The organism is Salinimicrobium soli (assembly GCF_048323655.1).
Classification (GTDB): Bacteria; Bacteroidota; Bacteroidia; order Flavobacteriales; family Flavobacteriaceae; genus Salinimicrobium; species Salinimicrobium soli.
In genome coordinates, this window is sequence record NZ_JBLUWW010000002.1 from 118367 (window position 1) to 136298 (window position 17932).

The following is a 17932-nucleotide window of genomic DNA, read 5'->3' on the forward strand; positions in this document are numbered from 1 at the left end:
ACCTGGTTTTGAATCTAATGTAAGGATTTTCTGATAATCTATTTACTGGTTGCTGCTTCTATAGCGCTTCCGAAGAGCTCGGGCAGGGAAATTCCGGCCGCCTGTGCCTGTTGTGGAAGGATACTCGCCTCGCTCAACCCCGGATTGGTATTGATCTCAATAAAATGCGGTTCATCGTTGTGAAAGATAAATTCTGAACGGGAAAAACCTTTCATCTTCAGTTTCCGGTAAATGAGCTTTGCGATCTCCTGTACTTTTTTAGTCTGTTCTTCTGAAATACGGGCCGGAGTGATCTCCTGGGACTTTCCGAGGTATTTCGCTTCGTAGTCAAAAAACTCATTTTCAGAAACAATTTCAGTTACGGGTAAAGCAGTTATTTCGCCATTGTGCATGATCACACCTACAGAAACTTCTGTTCCATCCAAAAATGATTCGATGATCACTTCATCATCTTCTTTATACGCAAACTTCAGCGCGGGAATGAGCTCCTCTTTTGTCTTCACTTTGGAAACACCAAAGCTGCTTCCGGCCTTATTAGCCTTCACAAAACACGGTAATCCCACTTTTTTGATCACTTCATCGGGATCTACATCCAGTCCCTGATCGGCAAAGTAATTCACAGCAGTTTTAATTCCGTAGGGCTTCAAAACACTGATGAGGTCGCGCTTGTTAAAGGTGAGGGCCGATTGATAAAAATCGCAGGAGGTTTGAGGAATATTCAGAAGTTCGAGATATGCCTGTAAAAGGCCATTTTCTCCCGGTGTTCCGTGGATAGTATTGAAAACGCAGTCAAAAGTTATGAGTTGATTATCAATAGTGACGGTAAAGTTGCTGCGGTTAATAGGGTAGGGAGTATCGTCATCTGCAATAACAAACCACTCCTTTTGCAGGATATGGACGCGATAAGGATTGTATTTCTCGCGGTCGAGGTTTTTGTAAACTACATTCCCGCTGTTGATAGAGATGCGGTATTCACTTGAAAAGCCACCCATGGCTATGGCAACATTTTTCTTCATAATTAAATAAGCGCCGTTTATTTACGTTAACAAAAGTAGGACTATTAAATGAATGTCTGTAAAACCACCTGTTTTTATATCTTTGTTTTTTTAAATTCTAATATGAGTTTCCTCAAATTTATCTTTAGCAAAACCTTTCTGTTACAGTTGGTTTTGGCGGCTTTGGCCCTTGTTCTTATTGTTTTTATCATCTTACAGTGGCTGGATTTTTCTACCAACCAGGACCAACGGATCGTAGTGCCCAACCTGGCAAGACTTTCTTTAGACAAGGTAGATGAGACGCTTGAAGAGCTGGACCTTAGAAGGGAGATCCTTGATTCGGCCAATTACAATCCTGAATATCCACCATACTCGGTGATCGACCAGGTGCCCGTTCCCGGGAAATTCGTAAAGGAAAACCGAAAGATCTACCTGACGCTGAACCCTTCGGGATACCGAAAAGTTGAGATTCCGCAGAACCTTATCCGTAGGACCAGAAGACAGGTAGAGCCCACTTTACGATCTCTCGGATTTGAAATAGGATCTATAACCTATAAACCCGATGTTGCCAAAGACGCGGTGCTGGAATTACGGCACAATGGCCAGAAAGTGGAACCGGGAGATAAATTGATGAAGACCTCTAAAATTGATCTTGTACTGGGAGACGGCTCCGGAAGATATGGAATGGAAGAAGAGGAGAATACAGATGAAGACAATATTTTAGACGACCTGGAGAATGAAGAATATGATTTCTGAGAACAACAATCCTGAGATAGACGAGAATGATGATGAGCTGTATGAGCATCACCGCTTTGTAGCCGATAAAGGCCAGCAACCACTGCGGGTGGATAAGTTTCTCATGAACTACATTGAAAAGGCTACCCGAAACAAGATACAAACGGCAGCCAAGGAAGGGAACATCCACGTCAATGAAGTATCGGTAAAGTCCAACTACAAGGTAAAGCCCGGAGATGTGGTGCAGGTTATGTTTGAGCATCCTCCCTACGAATTCCTGTTGACTCCCGAGAATATTCCGTTGAACATAGTACATGAAGACGATGCTGTCCTGGTGGTAAATAAACCTGCCGGAATGGTAGTACATCCCGGTCACGGCAACTACAGCGGTACGCTTATTAACGCCCTGGTGTATCATTTTGATAACCTTCCGCAGAACAGCAGTGAACGCCCCGGATTGGTGCATAGGATCGATAAAGATACCAGCGGACTTTTAGTCATCGCAAAGACCGAACAGGCCATGACAAAACTTTCCAAACAGTTCTTTGATAAGAGCAGTGAGCGCGAATACGTCGCCATAGTTTGGGGAAATGTTGAAGAAGACGAAGGTACCATTGAAGGGAATATTGGTAGACATCCAAAAAATAGACTTCAGAATACTGTTTACCTGGGAGAAGATGAAGATAAAGGGAAACCGGCCGTAACTCATTTCAAGGTGATTGAAAGATTGGGATATGTCACTTTGGTTTCCTGTAAACTGGAAACCGGTCGTACACACCAGATCAGGGTGCATATGAAGCACATTGGCCATACCCTCTTTAATGATGAGCGTTATGGAGGGGATAAGATCCTGAAAGGCACCACTTTTACTAAGTACAAACAATTCGTGGAGAACTGCTTTAAGGTATTGCCGCGACAGGCTTTACACGCCAAAACCCTCGGATTCAAACATCCGGTAACGGGCGAGTGGATGAGCTTTGATTCTCCGGTTCCGGAAGATATGCAGGAGTGTATCGAAAAATGGCGGAATTATGCTAAGAATCAGAAGGAATTCATTGATTAAATAAGCTTTTTCAATAGCCTTATCAAAAGGAAAAAGTCCCTGCTGTTTCAGGGAAGGGGAGGAATTGGTATTTTAGTGCTGTAAAATAAGAATGATCAAAGTCTCCCAGTAAGAATATGAAAATAGTTATATCCCCCGCCAAGACTCTCGACTACGAAACAGCTCTTCCCACTACCCGTGGCACTCAACCTTCTTTTTTGGAAACTACGGCTAAAGTGAACCGAAAGCTCGCAAGAATTTCCAAAAAGGATCTGATGGAATTAATGGACATCAGCGATAAACTGGCAGATCTAAACCATACTCGCTATCACGAATTTGAAGAAGAGCACACAAAAAAGAATTCGCGACCGGCAGTTTATGCGTTTGCAGGAGATGTTTATACCGGACTTGAAGCCTATACCATCCCTACTGAAAAACTTGATTTTTTGCAGGATTCTTTGCGTATCCTTTCCGGATTCTACGGAATCCTTCGGCCCCTGGACCTCATTCAGCCGTATAGACTCGAGATGGGAACTTCCCTTTCTGTTGGTAGAAAAAATGATCTGTATGAACTTTGGCAGGAGAAGATCACTGGCTATTTGAATAAAGAACTGAAAGAGGACGAACTGTTTGTGAACCTCGCCAGTCAGGAATATTTTAAGGCAGTGAACACCGCAAAACTTAAAGTTCCTGTGATAACGCCGGTCTTCAAAGACTACAAGAACGGAAAGCTCAAGATCATTAGTTTCTTTGCAAAAAAAGCGCGGGGTTCTATGGTGCGTTTTATTGCAGATACCGAAGCAAAAACCATTGAAGACCTGAAAGCTTTTGACTATGATGGATACCGGTACAGCGAGGAAGAAAGCAAGAAAAAAAATGAGCTGGTTTTTACGAGGTAAGCAGCAACGGGTTTTATTGTTAAAGTATTTAAAAAAGCGGTGTTTCACCGCTTTTTTCTTTTTAATTTCTGTGCCAATGCGCCTGTACAGCAAAGGGCAAACTAATCAACAAAAAAGCATTTTTCAGAATGGACATTAAAAAGGTTTTAGTAGCAAACAGGGGAGAAATAGCCATCAGGATCTTCAGAGCTTGCACAGAGATAGGATTACGCACTGTGGGGATCTATACATTTGAAGACCGGTATTCACTGCACCGTTACAAAGCCGACGAATCTTACCAGATAGGTGCCGACAACGAACCGCTAAAACCTTACCTGGATATTGAGGCCATCGTTAAAGTGGCCAAACAGAATGGCGTGGATGCAATTCATCCGGGCTATGGATTTCTTTCTGAAAATGCTGAATTCGCTCAGAAATGCGAGGAGAACGGGATCATTTTTATCGGCCCAAAAGTCTCCGTGCTAAAATCGCTGGGAGATAAAGTGCGGGCTAAGGAGGTGGCGGTCAAAAATAATATCCCGGTCATACAGAGCAATGAAAAAGAACTTTCTTCAGTAGAAATAGCCCTTGAAGAAGCTGAAAAGATAGGATATCCGGTGATGCTGAAGGCAGCTTCGGGAGGTGGCGGCCGCGGTATGCGGGTGATAAGGAATGACGAAGAACTAAAGAGTGGGTTCAGAGAATCCAAGCGTGAGGCATTGAATGCTTTTGGTGACGACACCGTCTTCCTGGAGAAATTCGTGGAAGACCCCAAGCATATTGAAATTCAGATCGTAGCTGATAATCACGGCAATATTGTACACCTTTTTGAACGTGACTGTTCGGTACAACGACGGTATCAAAAAGTGATAGAATTTGCCCCTTCTATGGGACTGGAAGAAGGTGTCAAAGAGAAACTTTATAAGTATGCGATCGATCTTTGTAAGGCTGTAGAATATAATAACATCGGAACCGTAGAATTCCTGGTAGACAGGAGTGGAGAGATCTTTTTTATAGAGGTAAACCCGCGGATTCAGGTGGAGCACACCGTGACCGAGATCATCACGAACATTGACCTTGTAAAAGCGCAGCTCTTTATTGCCGGCGGATATAAGTTGTCTGACAAACAGATCAAGATCGCAAGTCAGGACAAGATCACTACCAACGGTTATGCCCTGCAATGTCGAATCACTACTGAAGATCCTACCAATGACTTTAAACCGGACTACGGAACTATTACAACCTACCGAAGTGCTTCCGGATTTGGGATAAGACTCGATGCAGGGAGTATTTATCAGGGGGTAAAAGTTTCACCATTCTTTGATTCGATGCTGGTAAAAGTTTCAGCCAGCAGCCGTACCCTTGACGGGGCCTGCCGAAAAATGCGAAGAGCGCTGGCAGAATTCCGGATCCGCGGAGTAATGACAAACATCGGATTCCTGGACAATATCCTTTCCAGCCAAACCTTCCGACAAGGGGATGTTACGGTAAACTTCATTAAAGATCATCCTGAACTTTTTGAGATCAAGAAGGCCCGCAACCGGGCAACTAAAATGGTAAAGTTCCTGGGGGATGTGATCATCAATGGAAATGAGGATGTCAAAAATGTGGAAAAACCGAAAAATTTTATCAAACCGGTTGTGCCTTCTTTTGAAAGCAATGGATATCCGCAGGGTACAAAAGATCTGTTAACGGAATACGGGCCGGAGAAATTTTCCCGTTGGTTACTGCACGAAGGCAAGGTTCATTATACCGATACTACCATGCGCGATGCTCACCAGAGTTTGCTTGCTACACGCATGCGTACAACAGACCTGCTGAAAGTGGCAGAAGGTTTTGCCCGTAATCATCCGGAAGTTTTCAGCCTGGAGGTATGGGGAGGAGCCACTTTTGATGTATGTCTCAGATTCCTGAAGGAAGATCCATGGGAACGGTTAAGACTGCTGCGGAAGGCCATGCCCAATGTTCTGCTGCAAATGCTGCTCCGTGGCTCTAACGGAGTAGGGTATACCGCCTATCCCGATAACCTCATTGAAAAATTCGTCGAGCAGGCATGGGAGAACGGGATCGATGTCTTCCGGATCTTTGACAGTCTCAACTGGATGAAATCTATTGCTCCGTGTATTGAATATGTGCGTAACCGTACCGATGGTCTGGCAGAGGGAACTATCTGCTATACCGGTGATATAATGGATCCAAAAGAAACCAAATACAATCTCGAGTACTATATTCAGCTTGGTAAGGATATAGAAAATGCCGGGGCACATATCCTGGCAATTAAAGATATGGCGGGGATCCTGAAGCCCGATGCCGCTTACGAGCTGGTCGCCAATCTTAAATCGCGGATCAATATTCCGTTGCACCTGCATACCCATGACACCTCTTCGATTCAGGCGGCAACGTATTTGAAAGCTGTAGAGGCAGGAGTGGATGTTATCGATGTCGCACTGGGTGGCCTTTCCGGACTTACTTCGCAGCCCAACTTCAATTCCATTGTAGAAATGCTGAGATTCCACGATCGGGGCAGACCAATAGACACCAACAAACTCAATGAATATTCCAATTACTGGGAAGCAGTACGACGCTATTATTTTCCATTTGAATCCGGATTAAAAGCCGGAACGGGAGAAGTCTACAAGCATGAGATTCCGGGAGGACAGTATTCAAACCTTAAACCACAGGCCGAATCCTTAGGACTTGCAGATCGTTTTCATGAGATCACCGAGATGTATGGAAAAGTAAATGAACTATTTGGGGATATCATTAAAGTTACGCCGAGTTCGAAAGTGGTCGGGGACATGGCGCAGTATCTTGTAAGTAACAATCTTACCATTGAAGATGTACTCGAAAAAGGGGAGGAGATCTCCTTTCCGCAGTCAGTGGTGAGCTATTTCAGGGGAGACCTGGGACAACCTTATGGAGGTTTTCCTCAAAAGATCCAGAAGATCGTGTTGAAGGATGAAAAGCCCTATACCGAAAGACCGAATGCCCATCTTGAACCCATCGATTTTGAAAAGGAATATTCCGAGTTTGAAAAAATGTTCGGGGAAGGACTGGGTAGGGAACTTCAGATAACCGATTTTCTTTCTTACAAGTTGTATCCCAAAGTATTTACTGATTTCTATAACCATCAGGTTCAGTACGGCAATGTGATCAATATACCCACTAAGAACTTTTTCTACGGAATGGAACCGGGAGAAGAGATCATTGTAGAACTTGATAAAGGAAAGACGCTGCTCATCGAGTTCATTTCTGAAAGCGAAGCGAATGAAGACGGAATAGCCAAGGTCTTTTTCAAGGTGAACGGGCAGACCCGCGCGGTAGAAGTGCAGGATAGATCTGTGAAAGTGGAAAAAGTAGTACACCAAAAGGTCGACAAGAATGACAAGAAACAGGTGGGCGCACCTCTACAGGGTGCATTGTCCAATATCCAGGTGAAGGCTGGTGACAGCGTTGAGAAAAATCAGCCGCTGTTTGTGATCGAAGCCATGAAAATGGAAACTACCATTACCGCGAATACTGCCGGGGAAGTGGAAAAAGTGGTGCTAAAAGAAGGCACTATGGTCTTTGCTGATGATCTGGTGGTGGTCATGAAGTAATTTCGGCATGAATTCTGAAGTCTGTTAGATGCACGTGTAATTTCTAAAACTTTTTGTCTTTTGTCTGAAGAACTGTTTCATCATATCCATCCTTATCCTCCTTTTGTTCCTGAAAATGCTACCAAACTCATAGTGGGTACTTTACCGCCTCCGCGTTTCACGACCCGTGATCTTAAAGAAGACGACGTGGATTTTTGCTACGGAAGCCGCGACGGACTCCTATGGCAGGTGATAGACCGGGTATTCGATCTGGACCTGAAATTTGAAAATACTCCTGAAGCTGTTGAAGAACGGAAGAAATTCCTCGCCAGTAAGGGGATTGGGATCTGTGATACGGTGGAAAGTTGCAGAAGAGAGAAAGTAGATGCTTCAGATCTTGGAATGCTGGAAGTGGAATTAAGGGATCTCATTAAGATCCTTCGGAAACATGAAAAAATCGATACCTTATTATTTACCGGCGGGAACAGTAAGAACGGCCCCGAATTTTTCTTCCGTCGCCTTTTGCAGGAGTACGATATGAAGCTAAAAGTTATTTCCAATACAGTTCCAAGGATACACCAGTTTCTACTGGACGGGAGATCGATAAACACCGTTTCCCTCACCGCCCCATCAGGGTCGGCCAATCGGGCTATTGGCAGCATGCAACTGTACAAAGACTTAAAAAAACAAAACCCTGACTTCAATACAATTGATTTCAGGGTCTTGCAGTACCGTCAGTTCTTAGAGAACTAAACGGGTTCTTTTTCCTGGGGATTTTTGATCTTTTGCGGACTTACTTTGAATTTCTTTCTTTTTGGTCGCAATTTGCCATAGCTGTTAATGGCAATTTTTCCCCGTTTGGTCTTTTTATCGCCTTTTCCCATTATTTCTTATTTTTTTGATCTCTAATGGTTTTATCGTCAATATCAAAGTCGTTAGTTTCAATGTCGCGGTTTCCAATTTCTCCGCTTAGAGGATCATTGTCGCTACGTCTTTTTCGTGATCTTTCTTTTTTCTTCTTATTATCTTCAATAATTCCCATAACATTCGGTTTTTTGGTTCGATTCAAGATACAAAAAAGTGAACTTTTTAGGTATTAAAGACTTGTTAATAAGGGGATTGATCACCGGATGGAACTCACAAAATCTTCAATTTTTTCCGTTCCGTTCTTTTCCAGGTGTTTAATAAATGCGCTGCCAATAATGGCGCCGCTCGTGGTTTGGGTTGCCTGCCGGAAAGTTTTGTCATTATTGATCCCAAATCCCACAATAAGAGGGGTTTTTAATTCCATTTTTGACACCCTTTCAAAATATTCTTTTTGCTGTTCTCCAAACCCTTCAGTAGATCCAGTCACACTTGCGCTGCTCACCATATAAATAAATCCTTCGGAAGCATCATCAATAGCCCTGATTCGCTCTTCGGAAGTTTGAGGCGTGATAAGAAACACAGGTAACAATCCATACCTGTCAAAAATGGTTTTGTAGTGGGTCTTATATTCTTCCAGCGGAAGGTCAGGAATTATCAACCCATCAATGCCTGCTTCCTTACATTTTTTGCAAAATTTTTCCACTCCGTACTGAAGGATAGGATTGAAATAACCCATGATCAATAAGGGAATGGATACCGAATTCCTGATATCTTTAAGCTGCTCAAATAACCTGGTGGTGGTCATTCCATTTTTCAATGCTACCTGCGAACTCTCCTGGATGGTCGGTCCGTCGGCTAAAGGATCGCTAAACGGAAGTCCGATCTCCAGCATATCCACACCACTTTTTTCCAGCTTCTTTATAATTGTGCCCGTATCTTCAGGTTCCGGAAATCCTGCCGTAAAATAGATCGACAGTAATTTTTCCCCTTTTTGGGTCTGCTGTTGTATTCTTTGATTGATTCTGTTCATTCTATTGTTTTGTTTATTTAGACCTGCAAGGTCTTCAAGACCTTGTAGGTCCGTTTTACAAGTTGAAATAATCGATGTACGTATTCAGATCCTTATCCCCACGTCCTGAAAGGTTGATAACCATGACATCTTCAGGCTTAAATTTACGGGTCTCAAAAATGGCTAAAGCGTGTGCTGTTTCTATAGCAGGAATGATACCTTCCAGTTTTGAAAGCACCAGCCCGGCTGCCATAGCTTCTTTGTCAGTGATCGAAATAAATTCTCCCCGTCCGGTGCGGAATAGATTCGCATGCATGGGACCCACTCCGGGATAATCCAGTCCGGCAGAAATTGAATACGGTTCGGTGATCTGTCCGTCATCGGTTTGCATCAATAAGGTCTTGCTTCCGTGGATGATGCCTTCTTTTCCAAGGGCAGAAGTAGCCGCACTCTTTCCTGTGTTCACGCCTTCCCCGGCGGCTTCCACCGCGATGATCCCCACATCTTCATTGTCAAGATAATGATAATAGATCCCGGCTGCATTACTGCCGCCGCCCACACATGCCACTACAAAATCCGGAGCTTCGCGTCCTTCTTTTTCCTTCAGCTGCATTTTTACCTCTTCAGAAATCACACTTTGAAAGCGGGCCACCATATCGGGGTAGGGATGGGGTCCAACCACAGATCCTATGATATAATGGGTGTCCACCGGATTATTGATCCAGTCCCTGATCGCTTCATTGGTAGCATCCTTCAAAGTGCGGCTTCCCGATTTTGCAGGAACCACCTTGGCACCGAGCATTTTCATTCTGGCCACGTTTGGAGCCTGTCGCTCAATATCAATTTCACCCATATATACAATGCACTCCAGTCCCATAAGGGCACAAACTGTAGCCGTGGCCACTCCGTGCTGACCGGCACCGGTTTCGGCGATGATCCGGGTTTTGCCCAGTCTTTTCGCCATCAGGATCTGCCCGATGGTGTTATTCACCTTGTGAGCCCCGGTATGACAGAGGTCTTCCCGTTTTAAGTAGATCCTGGTGTTATATTTTTTACTGAAACGTTCGGCAAAATAAAGTGGCGTTGGTCGGCCCACATAATCCTTCAGCAGCTGTTTAAATTCCTTTTGAAAAGAATCTTCCTTCATGATCTGCAGATAGCGAGACCGCAGTTCTTCTACATTAGGGTACAGCATTTCGGGAATGAAGGCCCCGCCAAAATCTCCGTAATAACCTTTTTCGTTTACTTGATAACTCATATTATGTTCTTTAATTCAGGAAAGCAGGCTTTCTCTGAAAATCTTTAATTTTTTTGCATCCTTAAGTGCCGGTTCGGTTTCAAATCTGCTGTTGACGTCTACCCCATAGAAGATCCCTTGTTTGTTCTGCTGCTCAAAAAACTGATGAAGTTCTTTAATTTCTGAGACCCCTTCAGGACCAATGCCGCCGCTCAAAAAGAACGGAACTGTAGATGGATATTTTTTGAGGATCTCCCAGTCAAAGCTGATCCCATTTCCACCTTTGTTCTTTCCTTTGGTGTCAAAAAGGAAGAAATCCACGACTCCTTCGTAAGGCTCAAGTTCCGAGAAATCGAAATCTTCACCTACTGAAAAAACCTTGATCAATTCCACATTTTTGGGAAGTGAATTCTTCAGCTCCCTGCAAAACTGCGGACTTTCATTGCCATGCAGTTGAATTGCTGAAAGCTTATACTCCTGTTGCCTTTTCAGAATATAATCCGCGGAAGCATCTACAAAAACGCCGGTCTTTTTAATGGAAGCATTAGTTTCAGGAATAACTTCATTGACATGCCGGGGAGATTTTTCAAAAAAGATAAGTCCCAGGTAATCGGGTTTTAATTCCGCCACCTCCCGGATGTTACCGGGATCTCTCATTCCGCAGACTTTCAGCTTGAGGGAATTCATTGGTTCTCTTTGTTTAATTGCTGCATGAAGGCCGCAAAACTTGCTCCCGGATCTTCTGTCTTCATGAAATTTCCACCGATAAGGAAGCCTTGAAAACCACTTTTTTGAAGCTCCAGGATCGCAGCCGTATCGCTGATACCGCTTTCAGAAACCTTCACATACTCTTCAGGGATGGCTGCTGCCAGCTCTTTGCTGGTGTTAAGATCTACTTCAAAGGTCTTGAGATTACGGTTGTTCACACCCACCATATCTATTTCGGGCATTAGTGAATTGTCCAACTCTTCCCGGTTGTGCACTTCCAGTAAAACTTCCAGTCCCAGCTCTTTCGCCAGTTTGGAAAATTTTTCGATCTGTTTTTCGTTCAAAAGGGCCGCTATAAGCAGGATAACATCTGCACCCATGGCTTTGGCTTCGTAGATCTGGTATTCATCGATCACGAAATCCTTCCGAAGCAATGGGAGCTTAACACTCTCCCGGGCCAGGGAAAGATCTTCCATGCCTCCACCAAAGTAGGCTTCATCGGTTAGTACAGAAATACCGGCCGCTCCAAATTTCTCATAGGCCTTTACGATCTCCTCCACTTCGGCTTCCGGATTGAGGTCGGGATGGGAAGGGGAACGTCGCTTGAATTCTGCTATAATTCCGGCAGGGGATTTTCGCAGGTTTTCGCTCAAAGAGATACATTTTCTTTTGAAGTGTGGCAAAAGCTGTAAAACTTCCACCGGAACTTCTTCTTTTTGAGTGGCTACTTCCACCCGTTTATCTGCTGCTATTTTTTCAAGAATATTCATAATGTCATTTTTAGGCCTGGCTAAGGCGTTGCAGGTTTTTGAAAGCTGTGAGAGCTTTTCCTGAAAGTAAGGCTTCTTTTGCCAAACTAAATGCTTTTTCAAGGCTGGTGTTCTGAGCCGTTTTAATGGCCATTCCTGCATTGGCACAAACTACATTGTTCTGGGCTTCGGTGCCTTTTCCCTCCAGGATATTTACAAAGATGGCGGCGGCAGAAGCCACGGAATCGCCTCCTGAAATTGCAGAGGCCTCAATAGGTTGAAGTCCGAAATCCTGTGGTTTCAACATTCCTTCGGAAGAATTCGAGATGGTTTTAGTGTTTCCGGTGAGCGAGATCTCATCATACCCATCCAGAGCGTGTAAAATGGTAAAATTCTTATCAGTTTTTTGATAGAGATAGCCATACATCCTGGCCAGTTCCAAATTAAATACTCCCACTACCTGGTTTTTCGGAAAAGCCGGGTTCACCATAGGTCCCAACATATTGAAAAATGTCTTTACCGAAAGGGATTTTCTGATGGGGGCCACATTCTTCATGGCTGGGTGAAACAGCGCCGCGTGTAAAAAGCAGATCCCGGCTTCGTCCATACTTCTTTTTAGAAAATCTTCTTCCTTACTGAACCTGATGCCCAGGTGTTCCATGACATTTGAACTTCCGCAGCCCGAAGAAACCCCGTAATTTCCGTGCTTGGCCACGGGAACGCCTGCACCTGCTGTCACGAACGAAGCTAATGTTGAAATATTAAAAGTATCCTTTCCGTCACCTCCCGTTCCGCAGAGGTCAATGGGATCATAATCTCCCAGATCGACCGGAAGGCACAGTTCCAATAACGCATCCCGAAATCCTTCCAGCTCTTCCAGGGTAATGCTACGCATCATATAAACTGTGAGAAAGGCGGCTATCTGACTTTCGTTATAAGCCCCGCTTGAGATATTCACCAATACCGCCCTGGCTTCCTCTTTGGAAATGGTCTCGTGGTTGATCAGTCTGTTTAGTAATTCTTTCATGTTCTAAGCTTCAGGGTTTGAGTTTTCATCCTTTTCAAAAATGTCATTTTTGACCCAGTTCTCAAGGATCTTCTTACCATGTGGAGTGAGCACTGATTCCGGATGGAATTGCACCCCGCGAACGTCAAATGTTTTATGACGAAGGCTCATGATCTGTCCGTTCTCATCAAAGGAGGTAGCCTCGAGGCACTCCGGAAGTTGATTTTCTACCACCCACGAATGGTACCTTCCCACCTCCATTTCAGGATCCAGGGAATGGAATAAAGGTTCATCTGTCACACAGACCTTAATTTTTGAGGAAACTCCGTGAAAAACATCTTTCAGGTTGATGATCCTGCCTCCAAACACTTCCCCAATGGCCTGCTGCCCGAGACAAACTCCTAAAATGCTCTTTTTGGAAGCGTAGGTAGAAATGATCTTTTTAAGCAGTCCTGCTTCATCGGGAATTCCGGGGCCGGGAGACAGTAAGATCTTATCGTATTGTTCCACTTCTTCCAGATCCAGTTCGTTGTTCCTGCGGACGGTCACTTCGCAGTCCATTTCTTCAAGGTAATGCACCAGGTTATAGACAAAAGAATCGTAATTGTCAATGACCAAAACCCGGGTCTTTTTATTTTCTCTAGTTGTCATGATCAGATATTTTCAGCGAGGTTCAAAGCGCGGGTAAGCGCGCCCAGCTTATTGTATACTTCCTGTAGTTCGTTTTCTTCTTTTGATTCTGAAACAATTCCGGCACCGGCCTGGTAGTGCAGCTGATGATTCTTGCTGAGGAAAGACCTGATGACGATGGCGTGGTTAAAGTTTCCTTTAAAATCCATAAATCCGATTGCGCCACCGTAAAAATCCCGGTTGACGTTCTCATACTTTTCAATTAATTCCATGGCCTTGTACTTTGGTGCACCGCTCAGAGTTCCGGCAGGGAAAGTATCGGCGACCATTTGCATGGTTGAGGTGCCCGGATGTTTTTTTCCGGTTACCTTACTTACCAGGTGAATGACATGTGAAAAGAACTGGATCTCCTTGTAGGTTTCTACTTTGACAGAGCTACCATGCCTGCTGAGGTCATTCCTGGCAAGATCTACCAACATCACATGTTCTGCATTTTCTTTTTTATCGGCCGCCAAAAGACGTGCACTTTCAGCATCCTGTTCATCATTCCCGGTACGTTTAAAGGTTCCGGCAATAGGATGTATTTCAGCCTTCTCATCTTTTACCACCAGCTGGGCTTCGGGAGAACTTCCGAAGATCTTAAAATCTCCGTAATCGAAATAGAACAGGTAGGGCGAAGGATTGACATTCCGCAGGGCACGGTAAACATTGAATTCATCTCCGGTGAATTTTTGGGAGAACCTTCGGGAAAGGACCAGTTGGAAAACATCTCCCCTCTGGCAATGCTGTTTTGCAAGCCGAACCTTTTCTTTATAACCATCATCTGTCTCATTGGAAACCGGAGGGCCTTCCGCAGTGAAATGAAAGGAAGCGAAATTCTTCACTTTCAGCAACTGTTCTATCTGTTCAAGATTTGAAGGCGATCCAAAGCTGTGATCAAAAATGTAAGCCTCATTGTTGAAATGATTAATGGCGATGATATTCTGATACACGGCATAGTAGATCTCCGGAATGTCCAACCCGTCCTTTTTTCTGCTGATATGAATGTTTTCAAAATGTTTTACACCGTCATACGCGATATAGCCGAAAAGACCTTCGTTGATGAAGTTGAAGCCACCGCTGCTGGTGCTGAATTGCTGAGCGAATTGGTGGATAGCTTCCGGAATATTCACTTCTGCGGTGACAGGAATTTCTTTTTTAGTGCCGTCAGGATAGGTTTCGGTGAGCAATTCATTTTCTACTTTGACCGAAGCTATAGGATTGCAGCAGATGTAGGAGAAACTGTTCTCGCTCCCATGGTAGTCACTACTTTCGAGCAACAGGCTGTTGGGAAACCTGTCCCTTATCTTGAGGTAGATACTTACAGGAGTAAAGGTATCTGCCAGTAGTTTTTTGTAGGTGGTATGCAGGTTATACATAAAATTAGTTTTTCAAAATCATGAAATAAAAAAAGGCTTGTCGTGATGACAAGCCTTTGTATTTTTTATACAGCAGGTTTCGCTCACGACGATTGACGTAAGTTACTCCACCACCAGTTATTTTTTGTAAATAGCATCATAATTGAAAAGCAAATATAAGCGGGAATTTTCAGGAAACAAATTTTTTGTTAGGACAGATCCAAAAAAGGTATTTTTAAAAGGATTCCCCGGATAGAATTCAGACGGTAGGATAGAGGTTTATTATATTTGCCGAAGTAAAACTGAAAAAAGTAATAGCATGAAAGAAATAAATCAGGAAGAGTGGAGAGAAAAGATCGCCTCAGATGATAATGCGGTGATCCTGGATGTGAGGACACAACAGGAGGTAGAGGAAGGATACATTCCAAATGCAAAGAATATTGATATTTATAAAGCACACGAATTTCTTGAAGAGCTTGACAAGCTGGATAAATCAAAGAATTATTACGTCTATTGCCGATCAGGAGCCCGTAGTGCACAGGCCTGTAAGGTGATGGATCAAAAAGGTTTTCACGAGACCTATAACCTTCTGGGAGGATTTTCTCAATGGGAAGGGGAAAAGGCGGAATAATTCATTAACATTTTATTTGTAGGACAAAGGCGACATTTCTGTAGGAGTGTGGCCTTTTTTTATTTTCGCGGAATCGTACTAAAAATAGGTTTTTTGTGAGATTTATTTATTGTTTTGAAGGTATTTTGTGTGGAAAAATCAGTGTAAGAAGAAATGTTAATTAACATTCATATTTGCTGCTCCTGCTGTTAAAAAGTTTGGGTTTAAGTTAAGAAACCCTAGTTTCGGAAAATCTTTTAACATTAACCTAAACTTTTACCTATGAAATTTTTAAAGAACTACTCAGTTCTGGCCTTGAGTGTTGCAATGGCCACTGCGGTATCCTGTTCAAAGGACGATTCCGGAGTAAACGACACAATCTCTACCACTCCTGAAGTTGCACAAGCCTCTTCTGACATTATTCCCGACCAATACATTGTGGTCTTCAAAGCGCCCGGAAAAACCAGTGGAGACCATCGAATGAACAAACAAGCTGTACAACAAAAGACCGTGGATGTATTTGCTCAAAATGGCCTTCAGGGAGCAGAAGTGCTAAAGGTATATAGTGCAGCCCTTTCTGGAGCAGTGGTTAAAATGTCCAAAGATCAGGCTGCTCTCCTAAGAAACAGCAATGAAGTAGCCTATGTAGAGCCAGACAGGATCATTAGTCTTGGCAAACCGTCCTGGGCAGGTGGTGGTGATACCGGCAGTACTGGCCAGGAAACACCTTATGGCATCACCAATGTGAATGGTGGAGGAGCCTCCTATACCGGAAACGGAGTAGTATGGGTGATCGACTCCGGAATTGATCTTGATCATCCTGACTTGAATGTCGAAACGAGTCCTGAACTTGCTTTTTCTGCTTTTACTAAAGGAAAAGATGCTGGCTTTGACGATGGAAACGGTCATGGAACCCATGTTGCCGGTACTATTGCCGCTTTGGATAATGATTTTGGCGTAATTGGGGTAGCCCCGGGAGCTAAAGTGGTTCCTGTAAAAGTTCTTGACAGTCGTGGAAGCGGTTCTTATTCAGGAGTAATCGATGGTGTGAACCACGTAGCTGCCCACGGAAAGGCTGGCGATGTTGCCAACATGAGCCTTGGCGGGCCAGTTTCAGTGGCTTTGGATGATGCAGTTAAGGCTGCTGCCGCAACGGGAGTTAAATTTGCTCTTGCTGCCGGTAACGAGACAGACGATGCCAACAATCACTCTCCTGCACGTGCTAACCACGCGAATATCTATACCATTTCTGCAGTTGATAGCCAGTACAGATTTGCCTCTTTTTCCAATTATGGAAATCCTCCTGTTGACTATGCAGCACCGGGAGTAGCAATTAAATCTACCTGGAAAGATGGTGGCTATAACACCATCAGTGGAACTTCTATGGCTTCACCTCATGCGGCCGGAGTATTATTATTAGGAGCTCCAAAAACTTCTGCTCAGACCATTTCAGGTGATCCTGATGGAAATGTTGATCCTTTTATTACTCATTAAGATCAAAAACTCAAAAAAAAAAGCACCCCACCGGGTGCTTTTTTCATTTAAAGTGACCATTGTCACCCTTTTCCCACTTTCACTTTAATATCTTTAAGCAAAGTATAGTGTAATGAGAACAATTGGTCTAATAGGTGGTACCTCCTGGCATTCCACCATAGTATATTACCGTCTTATCAACGAGATGGTAGGAAGGAAGATAGGGCCCGAATCCAATCCTCCATTGATCCTCTACAGCTTAAACATCCAGCTGATGCGGGAACAGAACCGCGAAAAGATATTACACGCTTACCTCCATATTGCCCGAAAACTTGAAATTGCCGGAGCTCAGGCACTGGTCATCTGTGCCAATACTCCGCACATGGTCTATGATTTCGTGCAACCCAAGATCTCTATTCCGATTCTGCATATTGCAGATGCCATTGGAAAAGAGGCGAGAGAAAAGGATCTTCAAACCCTCGGACTTCTGGGAACAAAACCGACTATGCAAGGGGATTTTCTGGAAAAACGACTAAGATCTCAATTCGGTATTAATACAATAGTTCCTGAAGAAGAAAATTGGGATGATATTCACAATTTTATTTCAAAAGAACTCACCCAGGGAAAATTTACAGAAACTGCACGTTCTTTTTTTATTGACCAGATGCAACTCTTAAAAGAGAAAGGAGCAGAAGGAATTATTCTGGGTTGTACTGAATTGCCTATGTTGCTGGGACAAGAAGATTTTGATCTGCCTTTAATGAACACAACTCATCTTCACGCACAACTGGCAACCAATTTTATTTTACAGACTGTTGAAGTCTAAATTTTGACAGATTAGCCTAAAATGAAAGAAGAGAGATCCCCCAATCTCTCTTCTCTCGTTCTCAATAAAATTTACAAATACCTCTTAAATTAAAGACACGTGTTTCTATTAATAGGTACATGTAAATATACACAAGGAATACTTCACAAACTATGGGGAATTTCCCCTAATTTTTGTCGGCTATCTTAATCC

Annotated in this window: 18 protein-coding genes; 8 read left to right on the forward strand and 10 right to left on the reverse strand. The window is 43.6% G+C overall.

The genetic code is table 11. The features are described 5' to 3' along the window. Nucleotides 1-38: 38 nt before the first annotated feature. Nucleotides 39-1016 (reverse strand): D-alanine--D-alanine ligase, encoded by a 978-nt coding sequence (locus ACNORC_RS06115; protein ID WP_418334741.1) that lies wholly within the window; start codon nucleotides 1014-1016, stop codon nucleotides 39-41. Nucleotides 1017-1118: 102 nt separating this feature from the next. Here ACNORC_RS06115 and ACNORC_RS06120 point away from each other — a divergent pair, with 102 nt between their 5' ends. The 5 genes from ACNORC_RS06120 to ACNORC_RS06140 all read left to right on the forward strand — a co-directional run bounded on the left by ACNORC_RS06120 (nucleotide 1119) and on the right by ACNORC_RS06140 (nucleotide 7981). Beyond that, nucleotides 1119-1751, forward strand: a complete 633-nt coding sequence (locus ACNORC_RS06120; protein WP_418334742.1) for a PASTA domain-containing protein — start codon at nucleotides 1119-1121, stop codon at nucleotides 1749-1751. Next, entirely contained in the window at nucleotides 1732-2793 is a 1062-nt protein-coding gene (locus ACNORC_RS06125) for an RluA family pseudouridine synthase (RefSeq protein ID WP_418334743.1), read from the forward strand. The genes ACNORC_RS06120 and ACNORC_RS06125 overlap by 20 nt, the downstream gene beginning before the upstream one ends. 116 nt (nucleotides 2794-2909) lie before the next feature. Beyond that, a complete protein-coding gene (yaaA, locus tag ACNORC_RS06130; RefSeq protein ID WP_418334744.1) occupies nucleotides 2910-3671 on the forward strand; it encodes a peroxide stress protein YaaA in 762 nt (253 codons plus the stop codon). A gap of 128 nt (nucleotides 3672-3799) precedes the next feature. Next, nucleotides 3800-7249, forward strand: coding sequence for a pyruvate carboxylase (locus tag ACNORC_RS06135; protein ID WP_418334745.1), 3450 nt, complete (start codon nucleotides 3800-3802; stop codon nucleotides 7247-7249). Between the two features lie 60 nt (nucleotides 7250-7309). Then, nucleotides 7310-7981 (forward strand): uracil-DNA glycosylase family protein, encoded by a 672-nt coding sequence (locus ACNORC_RS06140; RefSeq protein ID WP_418334746.1) that lies wholly within the window; start codon nucleotides 7310-7312, stop codon nucleotides 7979-7981. On the opposite strand, the gene ACNORC_RS06145 is transcribed toward ACNORC_RS06140, so the two are convergent. The 9 genes from ACNORC_RS06145 to ACNORC_RS06185 are packed head-to-tail and all read right to left on the reverse strand — an operon-like array spanning nucleotide 7978 to nucleotide 14852. After that, a complete protein-coding gene (locus ACNORC_RS06145) occupies nucleotides 7978-8112 on the reverse strand; it encodes a 30S ribosomal protein THX (protein WP_418334747.1) in 135 nt (44 codons plus the stop codon). The two genes, ACNORC_RS06140 and ACNORC_RS06145, sit on opposite strands and share 4 nt — an antisense overlap. Beyond that, nucleotides 8112-8297, reverse strand: coding sequence for a hypothetical protein (locus tag ACNORC_RS06150; RefSeq protein ID WP_418334748.1), 186 nt, complete (start codon nucleotides 8295-8297; stop codon nucleotides 8112-8114). Before ACNORC_RS06150 ends, ACNORC_RS06145 begins: the two co-directional genes overlap by 1 nt. Nucleotides 8298-8351: 54 nt before the next feature. After that, entirely contained in the window at nucleotides 8352-9125 is a 774-nt protein-coding gene (gene trpA / locus ACNORC_RS06155) for a tryptophan synthase subunit alpha (RefSeq protein WP_418334749.1), read from the reverse strand. Nucleotides 9126-9180: 55 nt separating this feature from the next. Continuing rightward, nucleotides 9181-10362, reverse strand: a complete 1182-nt coding sequence (gene trpB / locus ACNORC_RS06160) for a tryptophan synthase subunit beta (protein ID WP_418334750.1) — start codon at nucleotides 10360-10362, stop codon at nucleotides 9181-9183. Between the two features lie 15 nt (nucleotides 10363-10377). After that, nucleotides 10378-11028 carry a phosphoribosylanthranilate isomerase gene (locus ACNORC_RS06165; protein WP_418334751.1) on the reverse strand — a complete coding sequence of 217 codons (651 nt, stop codon included), beginning with the start codon at nucleotides 11026-11028 and terminating at the stop codon, nucleotides 10378-10380. Further along, a complete protein-coding gene (trpC, locus tag ACNORC_RS06170; RefSeq protein WP_418334752.1) occupies nucleotides 11025-11819 on the reverse strand; it encodes an indole-3-glycerol phosphate synthase TrpC in 795 nt (264 codons plus the stop codon). The genes ACNORC_RS06165 and trpC overlap by 4 nt, the downstream gene beginning before the upstream one ends. A 10-nt stretch (nucleotides 11820-11829) precedes the next feature. Continuing rightward, nucleotides 11830-12825, reverse strand: a complete 996-nt coding sequence (gene trpD, locus ACNORC_RS06175) for an anthranilate phosphoribosyltransferase (RefSeq protein ID WP_418334753.1) — start codon at nucleotides 12823-12825, stop codon at nucleotides 11830-11832. Nucleotides 12826-12828: 3 nt separating this feature from the next. After that, nucleotides 12829-13455, reverse strand: a complete 627-nt coding sequence (locus ACNORC_RS06180; protein WP_418334754.1) for an anthranilate synthase component II — start codon at nucleotides 13453-13455, stop codon at nucleotides 12829-12831. 2 nt (nucleotides 13456-13457) lie between these two features. Continuing rightward, nucleotides 13458-14852: an anthranilate synthase component I family protein gene (locus tag ACNORC_RS06185; RefSeq protein ID WP_418334755.1), complete on the reverse strand. Its 1395-nt coding sequence runs from the start codon at nucleotides 14850-14852 to the stop codon at nucleotides 13458-13460. Nucleotides 14853-15150: 298 nt separating this feature from the next. On the opposite strand from ACNORC_RS06185, the gene ACNORC_RS06190 reads away from it, so the two are divergent. From ACNORC_RS06190 to ACNORC_RS06200, 3 genes are all read left to right on the forward strand, one after another. Continuing rightward, nucleotides 15151-15462, forward strand: coding sequence for a rhodanese-like domain-containing protein (locus ACNORC_RS06190; protein WP_418334756.1), 312 nt, complete (start codon nucleotides 15151-15153; stop codon nucleotides 15460-15462). 261 nt (nucleotides 15463-15723) lie between these two features. Continuing rightward, nucleotides 15724-16935 (forward strand): S8 family peptidase, encoded by a 1212-nt coding sequence (locus ACNORC_RS06195; protein ID WP_418334757.1) that lies wholly within the window; start codon nucleotides 15724-15726, stop codon nucleotides 16933-16935. A gap of 112 nt (nucleotides 16936-17047) precedes the next feature. Next, nucleotides 17048-17740: an aspartate/glutamate racemase family protein gene (locus ACNORC_RS06200; RefSeq protein WP_418334759.1), complete on the forward strand. Its 693-nt coding sequence runs from the start codon at nucleotides 17048-17050 to the stop codon at nucleotides 17738-17740. The last annotated feature ends 192 nt before the right edge of the window (nucleotides 17741-17932 follow it).